Raw genomic sequence first — 17,059 nt, 5'->3', positions numbered from 1 at the left:
GGCGTGGATCGTGAGTCCGTCCGCGACACCGACCGCGTGCCCCACGGCGGGACGACCGACCGGGACGTGCTGGACCTGAGCGCGAACACGAACCCCCGGTCGCCACCCGGCACGACGGCCGTCTACGAGGCCGCGCTCGCGGCGTCCAGACGGTACCCCGACGACGGGTACCCCGAGTTCCGCGAGGCCGCAGCGTCGGTCGTCGGCTGCGAGCCCGGGCAGGTCGTGCCGACGCCGGGCGGGCTCGCGGCCATCCGGCTCGCACTCGCGACCGCCGTCGACCCGGGCGACCGCGTCGCCGTTCCCGCCCCGAGTTTCGGTGAGTACGCCCGCGAGGTGCGCCTGCAGGGTGGTGACCCCGAGTTCGTCCCGTCGGACGGAATCCTGGACGTGGATCCCACCGACTACGCGGTCGTCGTGGTCTGCACGCCGAACAACCCGACCGGGGCGCTCCCCGACCGGGGCGACCTCGTCGCGCTCGTGGACCGCTGTGCCGATGCCGACACCCGCCTGCTCGCCGACGAGGCGTTCCTGGGGTACACCGAGCAGGCGTCGCTGGCCAGCCATCCGGCCGTCGTCGTCGCGCGGTCGCTGACGAAGCTGTACGGGCTGCCGGGTCTCCGGGCGGGCTACGCCGTCGCGACGGGCGCGGCGCGGGACGACCTCGCGACGGCTCGCCGTGCGTGGAACCTCGGTGCACCCGCGGCCGCCGTGGGCACGCACTGCCTGCGCCAGCACGAGTTCGTCCGGGAGACGCGCGAGGCGGTCCGTCGAGAGCGCCACCGGCTCCAGGAGGGCCTCGAGCCCGCGTTCGACGTGCACCCCTCGGCCGCGCCGTTCCTGCTGCTCGACTGCGGGGGGCAGGACGTGGATGAACTGCTGGCCGACGCCCGCGACCAGGGCGTGGTCCTCCGCGACGCCCGGACGTTCCGGGGGCTGGACTCGCACGTCAGGGTCGCGGTGAAGGACCACGCGGCGACCGACCGTGCGCTGGAGGTGTTGGATGTTCGAACCGACGACGCGTGACGGCGTGGTCCGCCTCGGTGCACCGGGCACGGAGTGGCTCTCGACGGGCTGGCGTGGCGGCCGCCGACGCGCCGACGCGGCCTACAGCGTCACCGTCCCCGAGGACTGGCGCTGCGACGACGTGGCGCGGTTCGTCACCGGCCGGCTCGAATCCGCGGGTTTCGACGCCGCCGAGTTCCACGACGGCGCGCCCGTCCTGCTGACCGGCGTCGCGACCCGTCACGCCCGGGGCGCACGTCTCGGCCCCGTCGTCGCCGTCGCCACGGCGGGCGTCTCGAACCCCGCCGAGCTGCCGATGGACCCTCCCGGCGGCGAGCTCCCCGACGGCGAACTCGTCCCCGGGACGGTCAACGTCGTCGTCGGGACGACCCGGTCGCTGGCCGACGGCGCGCTCGCGAACCTCGTCGCGGTCGCCGCGGAGGCGAAGGCCGCGACGCTCCTCGACGCGGTCGGCGTCCCGGGCACGACGAGCGACGCGGTCGTCGTCGCGAGCGACCCCGACGGCGAGCCCACGACGTTCTCCGGGAGCGCGACGCGTGTCGGCGCGGCCGCTCGGGCCTGCGTTCGTGAGTCGGTGTCGGCGGCGCTCGCGGCGAGATACGGTGAGGACGAGCCGCCGACTGGAGTCGAGGACGCGCGCTATGGCGTCAGCACCGACGCCCGAGCGGACGTGTTCGAACTCGGCGGCGAGTGAGTCAGGCCTGCTCCGTCGCCGGCTCGTCGTCGCCGTCGCCGGACTCCTCGACGACGGTCACATCCGTCGCGTCGACGACGGCGGTGCTCGACAGGTCGTCACCGCCGGTGGCGCTGTCGTCGCCGGTGCTGGCCGCCCGCGCGTCAGCGTCGTCGAGCAGCCGGTCGAGTCGAGAGGGCATCCGACTCCGGTCCAGCTCCTCCTCCTCGCGATGGAGCTGCTCCAGCTTGCGCTCGAACGTCTCGCCCGATATCTTCCCCTCGACGTAGTCCTCCTTGACCTGCGCGAGCTTCTCCTCGGCCGTCGGCTCGGGGGGTGCGAGCCAGCCCGAGAGGTCAGCTGCGCGCGCCGCCGGCACGTAGTACTCGACGGACGCAGCCGCCCGCGAGAGACGCTCGCTCTCCAGCCGCGGCGACGGGAGGGAGATGCGACTCGCCAGCGCGATGACGAGCCAGAGCAGCAGTCCGCCCGACAGCAGGACCAGAAGTACGGAGGCGAGCAGCCACGGCGCGACCGCGCCGACCACCGCCGCGAGCAGGGGCTGGCTGCCGGGCGCGAGCAGCGCGAGCAGGCCCTGGAGCAGCCCCCAGACGGTCGTCCCGACGAGGGCGAACAGGCTCAGCACCAGCCCGACGGTGAGGGCCTTGACCTTCGTGTCGCCGAAGCGTCCCATTGCGGAGGGGTATGCCGTCGCGACACTTCAACTGGACGGTGCCGCGTGGTCAGTCGTCGGACTCGTACGCCCGCTTCAGCTCGCGGAGGTCGGCCGCGAGCGCGTCCTCGTCGGGGTCCGGCTCGTGCTCGCTCAACACGTCGTGGACGTCGATGGCCGCACCCATCGAGTCGAGCTCCCGGATCAGGTCGTCGACCTCGGGGCTGTAGACATCTCTCCCGTGGGTCACGACGTCGGTGTATGGGCTGTCGCCCGGTTTGCCGTTCGGCATGGTGTTCGGACGGAGTCACCCATGGGGTAAAGCACTTACCGTTGGAAATCCGGTTCCGAGTATGCGCCGCCGCGCCCTCCTCGCCGGCCTGGCAGTCGGTCTCGCCGGCTGTTCCGGACGGGACGAGCCCACCGAGTCGACGACGAATCCGCCGTCGACCACAGACGGGACGACGGTTCGGACGACCAGCAACGACACCCAGACGCGGACACGGACCGAGCAGACCGACTCTCCGACGGAGTCGACCGATGAACCGACCGAGACGACCGACGAACCGACCGAGACCGTCGTCGTCGAGCCCGGAGACGACGTGGAACTGTATCAGGGACCCATCACGCTCGGAGAGTTCGTCGGCCCCCAGGCGAACTTCGGCACGTGGCGTCGATACGGTGGACGTGTCCTGGGCGGTGACGACCGGATATACGCCGTCTTCGACGCGGACCTGTCGGACTACGACAGCAGGAACATCATCGCCGGCAGCCAGTGCGAGGTGACCGTGAACGGCGACCCGATATCGCTCGAGTACGCCGAACTCGGAGCGGATTTCAGCGAGAATCTCGACGGCCAGGCTGCCCGACTCGCTGCCCCCTTGCCGGTCGGCGAGGTGCCCGAGACTGCCGCGCTCCTGTTCTACGGCTCGGACCGGCTGTACCGACTCCCGATCCCCGAGCACATCCGGACCGCGATGGGCCATACGCCGGACCTCTCTGTCACGGCCTCTATCCCAGAGACCATCGCGACCGCGGACGACCCGGCCGAGGTCGATATCGAGTTCCTCGTGACGAACGACGGTGACCGGTCGTGGACACTCGACTATCGGGTCGACCACGACAGAGTTATAGACGGCGGGTGGTCCGCACAGCTGACAGTGCCGCCGGGTGAGCAACGGCGTCCGTCACTGACCGTGTGGGTCCCGGTCAGGGAGGCTCAAGAGGTGACCATCGACGCCTCCTGGGGGTTCGGCAATATGGAGCGAACGGTCCCAATCGAGCGGGAGAACTGAGGACAGACCCTCGGTCGTGCCGGAAATCGCACGAGACGGTCGACCTTACTCCCTGCGGTCGTTCGGTCGCTGCGACCCGCTGACTTTAGACACTCATTCGGCCTGTGGCCTCAGTCGTGTCTAAAGCACCGTGACAGCAGAGCTGTCACGAGTTTCAGACACTCACTCGCTGGCGCTCAATCGTGTCTGAAAGCGCGTGAGACTCGCTCCGCTCGTCTCACTGCTTTCCGGCACTCCCTCGCTAGCGCTCAGTCGTGCCGGAAACACCGCTGCCCGGTCATGACCATCGCCATCCCGAGCTCGTCGCAGGCCTCGATGACCTGGTCGTCGCGCTTCGAACCGCCGGGCTGGATGACGGCCTCGATGCCGGCCTCGGCGGCCTTCTCGACAGCGTCCGGGAACGGGAAGAACGCGTCCGATCCCATCACGGCGCCCTCGGCGGACTTGCCCTCGGCGTCGCGGTCGGCCTTCATCGCGGCGATCTCGACCGCGTCGACTCGGGAGACCTGGCCGACGCCGAGGCCGACCGTCTCCGTGTCCGTGGCGAACACGATGCCGTTGGACTTCACGTGCTTCTGGACCTTCCAGGCGAACAGCATCGTCTCGATCTCCTCGTCGGTGGGCTCGCGCTCGGTGACGACCTCGAGGTCGCGGCGGGTGACCTCCGCGAGGTCGCGCTCCTGCACGAGCGTGCCGCCGACGAGGTCCTTGCTGGTCATCGGCTCGGAACGCTCGCGCAGTGCGGCGGGCTCGCAGCCGAGGTCGAGCACGCGAAGGTTCTTCTTCTCGGTGAGGGTCGCGAGCGCGTCGTCGGTGTAGCCGGGCGCGACGACGACCTCCTTGAACGAGTCATTGATCAGCTCGGCGGTCTCGGCGTCGCACTCGCGGTTCAGGGCGACGATGCCGCCGTAGGCCGACTTCGCGTCGGTCGAGAGCGCGTCCGAGTACGCCTCGGCGAGCGTGTCGGCGGTGGCACAGCCGGCCGGGTTCGTGTGCTTGATGACGGCGGCGGCGGGCTCGTCGAACTCCTTGACGAGGTTCAGCGCGCCGTCGGCGTCGTTGTAGTTGTTGTAGCTGAGCGCCTTCGCGCCCTCGTTCAGCTGGTCGGCGTGGACGACGCTCGGCTCCTCGCAGGTGTAGTCGGCGTAGAGCGCGGCGTCCTGATGGGGGTTCTCGCCGTAGCGCAGGTCGGCGTGGCGGTCCTCGGTGACGACGCGACGTGCCGGGAGGGGGCCGCCCTCGTCGCCCTCGACGGAGACCGTGTTCGACTCGCAGTCGACCGTGGCGCGACCCTCGGCGAACCACTTCACGGCACGCGGGTAGGCCGTGAACTCGCCCTCGTAGAGCACGCGCTCCTTCAGGCTCTCACGGTCGTCGCCCTCGTAGACGGGGACGGGCTCCTGCGTGACGATGGGGCCGCCGTCGACCTCGCTCTCGACGACGTCGCCGTCCTCGTCGGTCGCGTCGGTGACGACGTGGACGGTGCAGCCGACCGTTTTGACGCCCGCGTCGAGCGCGTCGCCCCAGGCGTCCATGCCGGGGAACGACGGGAGGAGGCTCGGGTGGACGTTCAGCGTCGTCGGCGTCTCGTCGAGGAACGTGTCGGAGAGGATGCGCATGTAGCCGTCGAGGCAGACGAGGTCGAACTCGTGGTCCGCGAGCGCGTCGAGCACCCGTCGCTCGTGGTCGCGGCGGGACTCGTCGTCGCCGAGCGGGACGACTTCGGTGGGGATGCCGCGCTCCGCTGCGGCGTCCAGCACCGGGGCGTCGGGGGCCGTCGCGAGCACGACGGCGAGCTCGGCGCCGCCCGGTTCGAGGTCGTCGATGTGCAGGAGGTTCCGGCCGCGGTTGCCGGCGAGGCCAGCGATGCGTGTCATACCAGAAGTGGGTCCGGCCCGGGCAAAAGGAGTTGCGGTCTCCGCCGGTATTCTATGCACCTACCGACATACTCCATGGCTCGAAGGCACTACGATATGCACGTTTCTGCATAAAACGGCGGCTCGTGGGGGAACGCATCCGACACGCTTTTTCCGGGTCGGGGAGCAGTGACGCGTATGCCCGACCCCCTCGACGCCGTCTCGCCGCTGGACGGTCGCTACGCCGGTCGCACACGTCCGCTCGCGCCGTACGCCAGCGAGTCCGCGCTCCTGCGCGCTCGCGTGCACGTGGAAGTCGAGTACCTGCTCGCGCTCGCCGACCTCGACGCCACGCCGCTGGCCATCGACGCCGACCAGCGCGCCGCACTCCGGTCGCTCTACGAGGACTGGGACAGCGAGGACGCCGAGCTCGTCAAGACCATCGAGACGGCGGGGTACGAGGACCTCCCCGCGACGAACCACGACGTGAAGGCCGTCGAGTACTTCGTCCGGCTGCACCTGCCCGACGACCTCGACGCCGCGCAGTGGATCCACTTCGGCCTGACCAGCGAGGACGTGAACAACCTCGCCCACCGGCTGCTCGTCCGTGGGGCCGTCGAAGACGTGCTGCTGCCCGAACTCGCGTCCATCCGCGAGACGCTGACCGAGATGGCCCGCGAGCACCGCGACGTGCCGATGCTCGCCCACACCCACGGCCAGCCCGCCACCCCCACGACGTTCGGCAAGGAGTTCGCCGTCTACGCCGCCCGCCTCGGACGTGCGGAGGCCCGCATCCGCGCCGCCACCGAGGACGTCACCGGCAAGCTCGGCGGGGCATCCGGGACGCTCGCGGCCCACGTCGCCGCCTACCCCGACGTCGACTGGCGTGCGTTCAGCCGCGAGTTCGTCACCGGCCTCGGCTTCGCGCACGAGCCGCTGACGACGCAGGTCAACCCCTGCGACGACCTCGCCGCCGTCTTCGACGCGGTGCGGGGCGCGAACAACGTCCTGCTCGACTTCGACCGCGACGCCTGGCTCTACGTCTCCAAGCGGTACCTCGGCCAGGAGACCACGGCCGGCGAGACCGGCTCGTCGACGATGCCCCACAAGGTCAACCCCATCGACTTCGAGAACAGCGAGGGCAACCTCTCGAAGGCGAACTCGGACCTCACGTTCCTCGCGGACTACGTCACCACCTCCCGGCTCCAGCGCGACCTCTCCGACTCGACGGTCAAGCGCAACATCGGCGCGGCGTTCGCCCACTGCCTCGTCGCCTACGGCAAGACGGGGAGCGGGCTCGCGAAGGTCGTGCCGAACGAACGGGTCGCCCGCGACGACCTCGAATCGACCCCCGAGGTCATCGGCGAGGCCGTCCAGACCATCCTCCGGCGCGAGGGCGACACCGCGGCCTACGAGCGCGTCAAGGAGCTCACCCGGGGCAAGCGCGTCACCCTCGACGACTTCCACGACCTGTTCGACGACCTCGACGTGGACGAGAGCGTCCGCGAGGAACTGAAGGCGCTCACCCCGGCCGGCTACGTCGGCGTCGGGAGCGAACTCGTCGACGAACTCGACTGACAACGGTCCGCACACCTCCACAAAGGATTTTACAGCGGTTCCCGACACTCCTGGCAACGATGAGTCACTGAACTCGCCCGGCCGTCGGGTCCGCCGACCCCGACAACCGCGTAGCCCCGACTGGACTCGACGCCGGTTCCCGCCGACCGTGACCCCCCGATAGCGTCCGCGTCGGCGGTGTTCTTCCGTATTCACCAGTAGCCAGCCGACCGGCCGTCGCACGTCGACGGCTCGCACGCTGGGCTCCGCACCATCGCAACACAGCGACCAGCCAGCCATGCACGCTTCCACACCCGACACCACGGACCGTCCCGACGACCGACGCATCGCCTCCACGACCACGCACAGTCAGCAGACACGAACCACAGAGACACACGACAGATGAACTACGACAGAACCGCGGATAGCGACACGATTCAACGGATGGTACAGCTGATCGAACCGAACTGGCAGATAACCGAATCGACGCCCGCGACGGCCGGCCACCAGATCGTCTACCTGCTCACCGTCGAGACCGGGAGCGGACCGCGCGACTGCGTCCTCAAGGCGACGCCCGAGGGCAAACCGGCTAGCTGCGACGTGGAGGCACGGATGCTCGCCATCGTCGACGAACACACCACCGTTCCCGTCCCCGAGGTGTTCGGGGTCGTGGACGAGCACGACGCGCTCCCGGCCCCCTTCTTCCTCTCGTCGCGGGTACCCGGCGAGGACTTCGACCGGACCGGCCTCGGCGGGCTGCCCGACGACCGAATCGACGCCCTCGCACGCTCGTCCGGCCGGCATCTCGCCAGCCTGCACGCGATGGACGCCGTCGACGGCTACGGCTACGTCGGCGTCGAGTACGACGAGGCGCTCGCGGGCGGTCGCCCGAGCGGCGACACCGACCAGCTCGTCGTCACCGACGCGACCGACGACTGGACGGCCTGCCTCCGGGCGTCGGTCGAGGGCGTCGTCGACGGACTGGACGAGACGCGCTTCGCCGACCTCCAGACGACGGTGGAACCGGCGGTCGAGGCCGCCATCGAGGCGGTCGACGACCCCGCCGACCCGACCGTCTGTCGCGTCGACCACTCGCTCGACAACCTGCTCGTCGACCCCGACAGCGGCGAGACGACGGCGTTCCTCGACTGGGAGTTCCAGTTCGCCGGCACGCCCGCCTACGACCTCGCGTTCGTCGAGCGCAGTCTGGCCGGCGGCTCCTGGTCGTTCACGCCCGACGCGCCGGACCAGCACGGCCGCATCCGTGCCGCCCTCGTCGCGGGCTACCGCGAGGCCGCCCCCGACACGGTCACCGACCGCCTCGAGTCGAACCGCACGGCCTACCAGCTACTCGTCGACTGCCACGAGCTGTTCAACTTCGACGACGCGCTCGACGTGTTCGGCGTGCCCGAGCCGCAGCGCGAGGCGGCGGCCGACCGGCTTCGGACGACCGTCCACGAGCGCTGCGCCCGGTGGGAGGCGTAGCGCCTACGCTGTCAGGCCCTTCGCCACCGCCCGGATGACGAGGTCCCGCGTCTCCCGGTAGCGGTCCCGGCCGATGTCCTCCCGATGCAGCGTCAGGAAGGAGACCGACCGGATGGCGTTCGCGACGACCTCGGGACTCGGCCCCTCCACCTGCCCCGCCTCGTACCACGCCTCGACGTACGGCAGGAAGTACGCGAGGCTCCGTTCGCGCTCCTCGCGCAGCTCCGTCCCGGTGTGGTGCTCGCGCAGCCTGTCGAGCTCGTCGGTTTCGATGACGAGCTGTCGCACCAGCGGGTTCGTCTCTATCTCGTCCAGCAACGTGGTGAGGAACCCGACGATGGCGTCCTCGGGGTCGTCGTGCTCCTCGAACGGCGCGAGCATCTGCGGGAGCAGTTTCTCCCCCTCTCGGTCGAGGATTTCGAGGTAGAGTGCCTCCTTCGAGTCGAAGAACTGGTAGAACGTGCTCGTCGCGATCCCGACGGGGTCGGTGAGGTCGGCGAGCGTCGTCTTCGACAGGCCGTAGCGGCTGAACAGCTCTCGACCCTCGGCGACGAGCCCCTCGCGGATCCGCTCGCGTTCGGCGTCGCTGAACCCGCCGCTCATTGGATGTCCTTCCGCCGGAACAGCTCCCGGCTGACGAGCACGAGCACGAGCGTCGCCACGAGCAGGATACCCGCCCCCTGGAGGTCCCAGCTGCTGCGGACGAGGATCGCGGCCGGGTCGTAGTAGCGGGTCGGCGAGAGCGCCCCGAGCCACGCGAAGTCGGTGCTCGAGGTGACTGAGTCGACGAGGAAGAGCCCGAACACGACGCCCATCGCGGCGCGCTGGGCGATGCTCGCCCGGTCGAACGCGACCGACGCGAGGAGCCCGACCGACGCCGCCGCGAGCAGGTACGGGATCGACAGCGCGTGCACCATCACGAGGTCCGCGACGGGGATGGACTCGTCGATGGCCAGCACACCGACGTAGACGATGACCGGCATCACCAGGTTCACGAGGAACACCGGCACGAGCATCGACGCGAACTTCTCCAGCAGTACGCGCGACCGGGTCACCGGCAGCGAGAGCGTCATGTCCATCCGGCCGTGCTCCACGTCGTCGGCGACGAGCGACGCCGCGCTGTAGGCGACGTACAGCCCGAGCAGGATGACCCAGCCGAAGGCGTACAGCTCCGTCGCGAGGAACCCCTCGATGGTCGAAAGCGACTCCACGCCGAACGCCTCCCGGAGCGCGGGCGGCCACGCTTCGACGTACTCGTCCAGGTTCACCTCGCTGGTGATGGTCGGGAACATGTAGACGTACAGCGCCGTCATCAGGCCGAGGCCGACGGTCAGCGCGCCCGCACCCTTTATCCGTCGACGGCCGTGGTACCACGCGAACTCGAACATCAGGCGGTCACCTCCCCGTCGTCGTAGAACCGCATGAATATCTCCTCCAGCGGAGCCTCCTCGACATCGAGTTCGAGCACTTCGAAGTCGGCCACGAAGTCGACCAACGCGTTCAGGTCGCCCGTGAAGGTGAACGTGAGTTCGGTCGCCGTCGCGGTGACGGTCCCGCCCGCGCCACCAGCGGCCGCCTCGGCGGCGACGCCGTCCACGGGCCGAACGGAGACGTCGTGGACCCCGTCGAGCGTGACGTCGTCCGCGCCCACCTCGCTGGCGACGGCGAGCCGGACGAACTTCCCACTGCGGTCGAGCAGGTCGCCGACGCGCTCGACCGTGACGATGCGGCCGTCGCGGATGATGCCGACCCGGTCACAGACCCGTCGCACCTCGCTCAGGACGTGCGAGGAGAGGAAGACGGTCGTCCCGTCCGCCGTCTCGTCGCGGATGAACTCGTTGAACCGCTGCTGGACGAGGGGGTCAAGCCCCGCGGTCGGCTCGTCCATCACGACGAGGTCGGGGTCGTGCATGAACGCCTGCACGAGCCCGAGCTTCTGCTTCTGTCCGGTCGAGTAGCTCCGTATCTTCCGCTCGACGGGGACGTCGAACAGGTCGAGCAGTTCCGCGCGGCGCGGATCACCCTTGACCGACGCGTGGAGGTCGAGTATCTCCATCCCGGTCGCCGTCTCGTCGAAGCCGGGGTTCGACGGGAGGTAGCCGACGTTCGCCTTCGCCTCGACGAGCGCAGCCTCGTCACGTACGTCCGCACCGAGCACCGTCGCCGTCCCCGCGGTCGGCGACTGGAATCCCATCAGGGTCCTGATGGTCGTCGTCTTCCCGGCCCCGTTCGGACCGAGGTAGCCGAACGTCTCGCCCTCGGCGACCTCGAACGACACCGCGTCGTTGGCGAGGACGTCGCCGTACTCCTTCGTCAGCCCGTCCACCGATATCGCGCTCATAATTCGGATATTCGATACGTGAACTCATAAATATTCCGTTCAGATATTTTTGAACCGCGTTGTGGCCTCAAGCACCGGGTTCCGATACAGGACGGGCCACAGGGCGAGCTACCGCACCCGAGATAGTTTCCCCGACAACGCTATCCGCTCCGGGCGGGGGTTCAAGTACCGGCACGCGACCAGACCCGGCGTGGTCTGAGCACCGCCGTACCGTGGCCAGGGCGGGAGTGCGGCACACCCGGTACGGCAGCAGACGTGCCGCCTGTTCGCCAGTCGAAGTCGGTAGCTGCCGCGCCGCGCTCAGCCGACCAGCGCGTCGACCGCGTCCGTCACCACCGCCGCCGCCTCCTCGACGGCCACGACGGTGACGTACTCCCGCGGCGCGTGCGCCACCGCTCCCTCGTCGTCGGCTAGCACTCCGGGACCGAAGACGACCGTCGGCGCGTGCTCGGCGAAGTACGACGCCTCCGTCGCGGCGGTGAACGGCCGGGCCTCGCGAGCGCCAGCCTCGCGCATCGCCCGGACGACGGCCGCGTCCTCGTCGGTCGCCCAGGGCCCGAGGAACGGGGTCTCGCGGTCGGAGAAGGCGAAGTCGACCCCCACGTCGCCGGGCACCGCCTCGCGGAGGTGGTCGAGCAGCGCCGCCCGGAAGCCCTCGGCCGCCTCCGGCGGGACCGAGCGCCGGTCCAGCACCAGCCGGGCCGACGCCGGCACCTGATTCGTCGCCGACCCGCCCTCGACGGTCGTCGGCGTCAGCGTCGCCCCGCCGAGCTGCGGGTGCGTCCCGGGCGCGTCGTCGCGCTCGTCGAACGTCGCCAGCGCGTCGAGCACCCGCGCCAGCGCGCTCACGGCGTTGACTCCCGAGTCAGGTTCGGCGGCGTGGGCGTTCTCGCCCGAGAGCGTCACCGTCCCCTGGAACCGGCCCTTCGCAGCGGTGCAGACGTCGAGATTCGTCGGCTCGCCGACGACGAACGCGTCGGCGTCGGCAATAGCGTCGACGGGCTCACCGTCGTTGCCCGTGACGAGGTGGTGCGCGCCGGTCGACAGCACCTCCTCGTCGGGTGTCACCGCGAGTGTCACCCGGCCGTCGCCGGGGTCGACCGTGAGAAAGGCCGCGAGCAGCGCCGCCAGTGGGCCCTTCGCGTCGCAGGACCCGCGCCCCCGAACCACGCCAGCATCGGCGTCGTACTCGTAGGGGACGTGCGGCGTGACCGTGTCGATGTGCGTGTTCAGGACGACGTGCGGGTGCCCCGTCCCGCGTGTCGCCAGGGTGTTGCCGGCGTCGTCGACCGTCGCATCGACGCCGTGTGTCGCCAGTTCGTCCACGAGGAGCGTCCGCATCTCGGAGACGTCCTCGTGGGACGCGACCGGCACCGCCCGCTGCAGGAACTCGACCGGGTCGAACGCCTCGCCCATCAGTCGGCCGTCGGCGGCGTCACCGGCACCTCGCCGTCGAACTCGTGGGCGACCGGCCCGTAGAGGACGGCCGGGCCGTCGTCCGGCACCTCGACGCGGAGGTCCCCGCCCGGCGGCGAGACGGTGGCCACGTCGTCCTCGCAGCGCCCGAGGTGGGCGGCGACGGCGGCGATGGCGACCGCGCCGGTGCCACAGGAGAGCGTCTCGCCCTCGACGCCGCGCTCGAACGTGCGCTGGTCGTAGCCGCCGTCGTCGCGAGGGGCGGCAAACGTGACGTTCGCGCCCTCGGGAAAGACGTCGTGGTGTCGGATGGGCGGCGCGTCGGCCGCGAGGTCGACCGCGTCGACGTCGTCGACGAAGATGACCGCGTGCGGGACACCAGTGTTGATGCCGGTGACCGCGTAGCCCCCGAGCTGGCCCTCGACGAGCGGTTCGTCGCGGTCCAGCGGGACGATCTCCGGTGCGAACGATGGCTCGCCCATCTCGATAGCGACCTCGGGCCCGCCGTCTGGCCCGTCGACCCGTCGTGCGTGGCGGGTGCCGGCCTGCGTGTCGATCATGACCTCGCTCGCGCCGGTGCGGGCCATCGCCCACTCGGCGGCGACGCGTGCGCCGTTGCCGCACATCTCGGCGGTCGAGCCGTCGGGCTGGACGAGCGTCATGACGACGCGTGGTGGACTGTACTTCTCCTCGAGCGCGAGGAACAGCACGCCGTCCGCGCCGGCGCGCTCGCCGTCGCCTGCGATACCGTCGGTGCGGTCGCAGTGGTGTGCCGCGAACGCGCCCCGGTCGGGGACGTACTCGTCCGCGTCGACGACGATGAAGTCGTTGCCGGTGCCGTTGTACTTGCCGTATCGTACGTGTCGTTGTGAGATGCTCATTCTGGTACCTCCGGTCTCGTGACGTCGGCGAGCGTCTCGCGCCGTCGCGCGAGCGTCGCCGTCCCCGCCGCGATAGAGACCGTGGCTGGTCGCGGGCGGGAGTTGTAGTGGCTCGCCATCTCGTAGCCGTACGCGCCGGCGTTGCCGACGGCGAGCGTGTCGCCGCGCTCCGGGGCGGGGAGCGGGCGGTCCGTACAGAACGTGTCCGAACTCTCGCAGATGGGGCCGGCGACGGTCTGGGGGACCGTCTCGCGGCCGTCCGCGGAGAGGTTCCGAATCGCGTGGTACGCGCCGTACATCGCCGGGCGCGCGAGCGTCGTCATGCCGGCGTCGACGCCGGTGACGACGGTGTCGGGCGTCTCCTTCACGGTGTTGACCGTGGTCAGGAGCACGCCCGCGTCGGCCACCACGTAGCGGCCGGGCTCGACCCGGAGCGTCGCGTCCACGTCGCCGAGGGCGTCGCGGGTGGCTGCGGCGACGGCGTCGAGGTCGAGCGGTGCGTCGTCCTCGTGGTAGGGGACGCCGAAGCCGCCGCCCACGTCGACGAACGCCAGGTCGACTGGGGCCTCGCGAGCGAGGTCGCCCATCCGACCGACGAGCTCGCGGTGGGCCGCGAGGTCCGCGGCGTCGGTGATGCCCGAGCCGGCGTGGGCGTGGATGCCGACCACGTCGAAGCCGCGGTCGGATGCGGCGGCGAGCGCGTCACCAGCGCGGTCGTACGGCACGCCGAAGGTGGCGTCGCCGCCGGTGCGGACCTTCTCGTGGTGGCCCGCGCCGACGCCGGGCGTGACGCGCAGGCAGAGCCGGCCGTCGTAGCCGCGCTCGGCGAGCCGGTCGAGCGTGTCGAGCGCGCCGACCGTGACGGTCAGCCCGGGGTGCTCGCGCCATCGGTCGACGACGAGGTCGAGGTCGCGCGCCGGCGGGTTGACCGCCGTGTACTGGACACGGTCGGCGGGAACGCCGGCGTCGAGCGCACGGAGCACCTCGCCGGCGCTCGCACACTCGACGCCCGCGCCCTCGTCGGCGAGCGCGGCGAGCGTCCGGCCGAGCGTGTTGGCCTTCGCCGCGTAGTACACGTCGGCGTCGGGGAACGCCGCCGCGAGCCGGCGGTAGTTCTCCCGGACGCGGTCGAGGTCGAGGACGTACAGCGGACCGCCGAAGTCGGCGACGAGGTCACGCAGGACGCCCGCATCCCAGTCGTCGAGCCGGCGGATGTCGGGGCCACCTTCGGCCGCGGGGCCGTCGTCGAACGGTGCGCCAGCGGCGGCGCTGCCGTGAGCGTCTCCACCGGCTTCGTCGCGGTCGTCCCGCGCGACCTCGCCGTTCATTCGCGCAGCACCTCCTCGCGCTGGGTTGCTTCGAGCGTCTCTGCCTCCAGTCCGGTGGCGACGACGGCGGGCTTGTACGCGCCGCCGTCGATGAGGTCGTGCTCGCCGAGCGAGGACTCGACGAAGCGCTGGAACGCCCGGCGCTCGGGCGGGAGTTCGCCGTACAGGATCTCCTCCTCGACGAGGTCGTACACCGGAATCCGGGGCGTGAGCAGCGTGTTCTCCCCGACGACCGAGTTCGCGCCGACGACGAAGCCCGAGGTGACCCGACAGCCAGCCCCGAGCGAGACGCCGTCCTCGACGACGACCGGCGCGCCCTCGACGGGTTCGAGGACGCCGCCGATGAGCGTGTTCGCGCCGAGCTTGACGTTCGCTCCGATCTGGGCGCAGGAGCCGACGGTGTCACAGGAGTCCACGAGCGTGCCGTCGCCGACGTGCGCGCCGATGTTGACGAAGCTCGGGCTCATCATGATGCAGTCCGAGCCGATGTGCGCGCCCGCCCGGACGACCGTGCCATCGGGCGTGTTCCGGCTGCCGCGCGCGCCGAGGTCGCTCGTGTCCTGCAGCGGGAGCACGTCGTTGTACGTCACCCCGCCGTAGTCGTAGGCGGCGATGTCGTGGCAGACGAAGTTGAGCAGGACGCCCTGCTTCACCCACTCGTTCGCCTCCCAGGACCCGTCGCGCTTCTCCGCGGCGCGGACCTCGCCGGCTTCGAGCGCGTCGAGGAGCGCGTGGAGCACGTCGTGGGTCTCGGGGGCGTGCGCGTCGAGTTCGTCGGCCTCGTGGCGCGCCCAGAGGTCCCGGATATCGGATTCGAGGCTCATGCGCCCACCTCCAGCACTTCGGCGAAACTGTATTCGCCCGCGTCGCGTCCGGCGAGCCACGCGGCGGCGTCGAGCGCGCCCTCGGCGAACACGCGGCGCGACTCGGCGCGGTGGGTGAGCCGGAGCTCCTCGCGACCGCCGGCGAGCCACACCTCGTGCATCCCGGTCACGTCGCCCGCGCGGACGGCGTGGACGCCGATCTCGCCCTCCCTTCTGGGTGCTTCGCCCTCGCGCCCGTGGACGCGCGGCGACTCGCCGCGGGCGTCGTCCACGGCGTCGAGCAGCGAGAGCGCCGTGCCGGAGGGGGCGTCGGTCTTGCCGTCGTGGTGGGCCTCGACGAGCTCCACGTCGTAGTCCGCGAGTGCGGCGGCGGCCTCGCCCACGAGCTGGGTGAGGACGGCGACGCCCTTCGAGAAGTTCGGCGCGTGGAGCACCGGGACGGACCCGGCCGCGTCGGCCAGTGCGCCCCGGTGGTCGTCGGTCAGCCCGGTGGTACCCGTCACGAGCGCGACGCCGGCGTCGGCGCAGGCGGCGGCGGAGTCGGCGAGGGCGTCCGGTGCGGTGAAGTCGACGAGGACGTCGACCTCGTGCGCCGCGAGCGCGGCGGGGAGGTCGGCGTCCGCGACGATCTCCGTTTCCGCGTCGACCGCCCCCGTATCGACGGCAGCCGGGTCGGACGAGACGGCCAGCACCACGCTCTCCGCGCGGTCGGCCGCGGCGGCGAGTACCTCACCGCCCATCCGTCCGGACGTGCCCGTGACGGCCAGTCGCATCAGTTGCCCACCTCCGCGAGGTGCGCGTCCGCGGCGTCTTCGAGCTCGGCCAGCAGGTCCGCCAGCGGCTCGACGTGCTCCTCGGAGAGACGCGTGAGGGGCAGGCGCAGGTGCGGCGGCGCGTGGCCCCGGATGTGCAGCGCCTCCTTCACCGGGATGGGGTTGGTCTCGACGAACAGTCCACGGGTGAGCGGCGCGAGCTCGTGGTGGATCTCGCGGGCACGCTCGTAGTCGTCGTCGAGGGCGGCCTGGACGAGTGCGCAGGTCCGCTCCGGCTCGACGTTGGCGACCACCGAGATGGTGCCGACGCCACCGACCGAGCAGATGGGCAGCGTCAGGCCGTCGTCGCCGGAGAGCACCGCGAACTCCTCGTCGCGCGTGCGCTCTGCGATCTCGCTGATCTCGCCGAGGTCACCGGTCGCGGCCTTGAAGCCCGCGATGTTCTCGTGGCTCGCGAGCTCGACGACGGTATCGGGCGCGAGGCCCTGCCCCGTGCGCGAGGGCACGTCGTAGACGATCTGGGGGACGTCGACCTCGTCGGCGATGGTGCGGTAGTGCTCGACCAGTCCGCGCTGCTCGGGCTTGTTGTAGTACGGCGAGATGAGCAGGAGCGCGTCGGCACCGGCCTCGACGGACCGGCGCGAGAGCGAGAGCGCCTCGGCGGTGTTGTTGCTGCCGGAGCCGGCGATGACCGGCACGTCGGAGACGGTGTCGGCGACGGCCGCGACCACGTCGACGTGTTCGTCGTGGCTGAGGGTCGCGGACTCGCCGGTCGAGCCGACGGGGACGATGCCGTCGACGCCTGCCGATTCGAGGCGCCCGACGTTCGCGCGGAGTGTGTCGTAGTCGATGCTGCCGTCGTCGTGAAACGGTGTCGTGATGGCGGGGTAGACGCCACTGAGTTCGATTGTCGTCATTTCGTTCGGGTTTC

17 protein-coding genes are annotated in these 17,059 nt (G+C 70.8%); 5 read left to right on the top strand and 12 right to left on the bottom strand.

All coding sequences use genetic code 11. From position 1 onward, the window contains the following. The first annotated feature begins 3 nt into the window (after nucleotides 1–3). Together NO345_RS08445 and NO345_RS08440 are read left to right on the top strand one after the other, a co-directional pair. Nucleotides 4–1,026 (top strand): threonine-phosphate decarboxylase, encoded by a 1,023-nt coding sequence (locus tag NO345_RS08445; RefSeq protein WP_256298282.1) that lies wholly within the window; start codon nucleotides 4–6, stop codon nucleotides 1,024–1,026. Further along, complete coding sequence (locus NO345_RS08440) at nucleotides 1,004–1,720, top strand: adenosylcobinamide amidohydrolase (protein WP_256298281.1); 717 nt, start codon at nucleotides 1,004–1,006, stop codon at nucleotides 1,718–1,720. Before NO345_RS08445 ends, NO345_RS08440 begins: the two co-directional genes overlap by 23 nt. A gap of 1 nt (nucleotide 1,721) precedes the next feature. Here the strand turns inward: NO345_RS08440 and NO345_RS08435 are convergent, their stop codons facing one another. Further along, nucleotides 1,722–2,393 (bottom strand): hypothetical protein, encoded by a 672-nt coding sequence (locus NO345_RS08435; protein WP_256298280.1) that lies wholly within the window; start codon nucleotides 2,391–2,393, stop codon nucleotides 1,722–1,724. A gap of 49 nt (nucleotides 2,394–2,442) precedes the next feature. Beyond that, the gene (locus NO345_RS08430) at nucleotides 2,443–2,664 is read right to left on the bottom strand and encodes a hypothetical protein (RefSeq protein WP_256298279.1); all 222 of its coding nucleotides are present in this window, start codon (nucleotides 2,662–2,664) and stop codon (nucleotides 2,443–2,445) included. Between the two features lie 61 nt (nucleotides 2,665–2,725). On the opposite strand from NO345_RS08430, the gene NO345_RS08425 reads away from it, so the two are divergent. Continuing rightward, complete coding sequence (locus NO345_RS08425) at nucleotides 2,726–3,667, top strand: hypothetical protein (RefSeq protein WP_256298278.1); 942 nt, start codon at nucleotides 2,726–2,728, stop codon at nucleotides 3,665–3,667. 248 nt (nucleotides 3,668–3,915) lie between these two features. Here the strand turns inward: NO345_RS08425 and purH are convergent, their stop codons facing one another. Then, on the bottom strand, nucleotides 3,916–5,544 hold the full coding sequence (purH, locus tag NO345_RS08420) for a bifunctional phosphoribosylaminoimidazolecarboxamide formyltransferase/IMP cyclohydrolase (protein ID WP_256298277.1): 1,629 nt from the start codon (nucleotides 5,542–5,544) through the stop codon (nucleotides 3,916–3,918). Between the two features lie 177 nt (nucleotides 5,545–5,721). Between purH and purB the strand changes: the two genes are divergently transcribed. Together purB and NO345_RS08410 are read left to right on the top strand one after the other, a co-directional pair. Further along, nucleotides 5,722–7,101, top strand: coding sequence for an adenylosuccinate lyase (gene purB, locus NO345_RS08415; RefSeq protein ID WP_256298276.1), 1,380 nt, complete (start codon nucleotides 5,722–5,724; stop codon nucleotides 7,099–7,101). Between the two features lie 423 nt (nucleotides 7,102–7,524). Beyond that, nucleotides 7,525–8,565: a phosphotransferase family protein gene (locus tag NO345_RS08410; RefSeq protein ID WP_256298275.1), complete on the top strand. Its 1,041-nt coding sequence runs from the start codon at nucleotides 7,525–7,527 to the stop codon at nucleotides 8,563–8,565. A 3-nt stretch (nucleotides 8,566–8,568) separates the two neighbouring features. Here the strand turns inward: NO345_RS08410 and NO345_RS08405 are convergent, their stop codons facing one another. The 9 genes from NO345_RS08405 to dapA all read right to left on the bottom strand — a co-directional run bounded on the left by NO345_RS08405 (nucleotide 8,569) and on the right by dapA (nucleotide 17,045). Then, nucleotides 8,569–9,168 (bottom strand): TetR/AcrR family transcriptional regulator, encoded by a 600-nt coding sequence (locus NO345_RS08405; protein WP_256298274.1) that lies wholly within the window; start codon nucleotides 9,166–9,168, stop codon nucleotides 8,569–8,571. After that, nucleotides 9,165–9,953, bottom strand: a complete 789-nt coding sequence (locus NO345_RS08400; protein WP_256298272.1) for an ABC transporter permease — start codon at nucleotides 9,951–9,953, stop codon at nucleotides 9,165–9,167. The genes NO345_RS08405 and NO345_RS08400 overlap by 4 nt, the downstream gene beginning before the upstream one ends. Next, nucleotides 9,953–10,906: an ABC transporter ATP-binding protein gene (locus NO345_RS08395; RefSeq protein ID WP_256298270.1), complete on the bottom strand. Its 954-nt coding sequence runs from the start codon at nucleotides 10,904–10,906 to the stop codon at nucleotides 9,953–9,955. The genes NO345_RS08400 and NO345_RS08395 overlap by 1 nt, the downstream gene beginning before the upstream one ends. A gap of 300 nt (nucleotides 10,907–11,206) precedes the next feature. Beyond that, nucleotides 11,207–12,322, bottom strand: a complete 1,116-nt coding sequence (locus tag NO345_RS08390) for a M20/M25/M40 family metallo-hydrolase (RefSeq protein ID WP_256298268.1) — start codon at nucleotides 12,320–12,322, stop codon at nucleotides 11,207–11,209. After that, nucleotides 12,322–13,203 (bottom strand): diaminopimelate epimerase, encoded by an 882-nt coding sequence (dapF, locus tag NO345_RS08385; protein ID WP_256298266.1) that lies wholly within the window; start codon nucleotides 13,201–13,203, stop codon nucleotides 12,322–12,324. Before dapF ends, NO345_RS08390 begins: the two co-directional genes overlap by 1 nt. After that, entirely contained in the window at nucleotides 13,200–14,531 is a 1,332-nt protein-coding gene (lysA, locus tag NO345_RS08380) for a diaminopimelate decarboxylase (protein WP_256298264.1), read from the bottom strand. Before lysA ends, dapF begins: the two co-directional genes overlap by 4 nt. Continuing rightward, entirely contained in the window at nucleotides 14,528–15,355 is an 828-nt protein-coding gene (locus tag NO345_RS08375; protein WP_256298263.1) for a 2,3,4,5-tetrahydropyridine-2,6-dicarboxylate N-succinyltransferase, read from the bottom strand. Before NO345_RS08375 ends, lysA begins: the two co-directional genes overlap by 4 nt. Next, nucleotides 15,352–16,128: a 4-hydroxy-tetrahydrodipicolinate reductase gene (gene dapB / locus NO345_RS08370; RefSeq protein ID WP_368407854.1), complete on the bottom strand. Its 777-nt coding sequence runs from the start codon at nucleotides 16,126–16,128 to the stop codon at nucleotides 15,352–15,354. The genes NO345_RS08375 and dapB overlap by 4 nt, the downstream gene beginning before the upstream one ends. After that, entirely contained in the window at nucleotides 16,128–17,045 is a 918-nt protein-coding gene (gene dapA / locus NO345_RS08365; RefSeq protein ID WP_256298261.1) for a 4-hydroxy-tetrahydrodipicolinate synthase, read from the bottom strand. Before dapA ends, dapB begins: the two co-directional genes overlap by 1 nt. Nucleotides 17,046–17,059 lie beyond the last annotated feature (14 nt).

The organism is Haloarchaeobius salinus (assembly GCF_024464185.1).
GTDB lineage: Archaea > Halobacteriota > Halobacteria > Halobacteriales > Natrialbaceae > Haloarchaeobius > Haloarchaeobius salinus.
Note: the sequence above shows the minus strand (reverse complement) of the source record. Positions and strands in the feature narration are given on the sequence as shown.